Consider the following 1,257-nt stretch of genomic DNA (forward strand, 5'->3'; position numbering starts at 1 on the left):
GGAGCGGCACCAGCCAATCACGGCAACCGGCCAAAAGCAGCCGCTCGACTTTTCTGACACGATCGAATATTATGCTACCCCATCAGTCCATTGGGCTAGCCCCACGTTGCGTGTTTCAGCAGCCAACTACTTAAGCATTAGGTTACCGTTCAGATTATGAATATCAATCCTCGACACGTAATTTGCGTCCTTCATCAACAGAACACGCCCGTACGCCAGATAAGCAGTCAGTTTTCTGGTTTTGATTACGATGTCGATTTCTCGCAGGACGTTGCAGACCCAAGAATGATGTCTTCATTTAAGGCGTGGGCGGATCGAGTCAGCCCATCCATCACTACCGACGATTGGCATGCAATCGAGGCACATTCGGCAGTGAGTTATATTCTGTCACCACGAATGACACCAGAAAACGCTCTCACAGTGTCCAGACAGACATTGGCCTTGGCAGCTACGCTGCTACAGGCCGGTGCTTTCGCAGTCAAAGGCGAGAGTTCGGGAATAGCTCACGGCCGAACCCATTGGCTGGAGCTCGATAGCTATACCTCCAAGTCCCTGGAATCCGCTCTGATCCGTGCTTGGGTCCAATATCCGATATCCGANGCTACAGGCCGGTGCTTTCGCAGTCAAAGGCGAGAGTTCGGGAATAGCTCACGGCCGAACCCATTGGCTGGAGCTCGATAGCTATACCTCCAAGTCCCTGGAATCCGCTCTGATCCGTGCTTGGGTCCAATATCCGATATCCGATGACCGCTTCTACTATTCGGTGGGTATGCACCTGCTGGGCATGCCAGACATCGAATTGAACCGCATCGGCATCTCCGAAGTGGATGCCTTGGATGTCATTAGCGGTTTCATGTATTTTCTGCTGATCGACCAGCCACGGAATCTCGATGCTGGACATATTTTTCATCCGCGACCTGATTCTGTGCGCTTTCAGCTTTCAAGGGAGAGGTGCACCCGATACGAAGATGATGACTTCTTTTACAATCCATATGGATATTGGCGTCTTAACGCAGTCGGCTAACCGTCTGCTCATGTAAGCGCGCTACAGTCGTTTCGTTCCGGGCAAATCATGCCAAGGATTACCGAAGTGGCTGTCCGCTTTGGGGTGCGGATTCAATCGGTGGTCGCAACACTCTAACCTAAACGCCTAGGTTACAGGAGTGTTGAAGATGAAACAGAAACCACGCATTTATTACACCGAGAGCCAGAAGGCCTTGATGTGGGAGCGCTGGAAGCAAGGCGACTCCCTGCAGA

1 protein-coding gene is annotated in these 1,257 nt (G+C 51.8%); it reads right to left on the reverse strand.

All coding sequences use genetic code 11. The features are described from left to right. Positions 1 to 601 precede the first annotated feature (601 nt). Positions 602 to 901, reverse strand: coding sequence for a hypothetical protein (locus tag CBW66_RS28170; protein WP_086148718.1), 300 nt, complete (start codon positions 899 to 901; stop codon positions 602 to 604). Between the last annotated feature and the right edge of the window lie 356 nt (positions 902 to 1,257).

The organism is Janthinobacterium sp. GW456P (assembly GCF_002127655.1).
Lineage (GTDB): Bacteria > Pseudomonadota > Gammaproteobacteria > Burkholderiales > Burkholderiaceae_D > Janthinobacterium.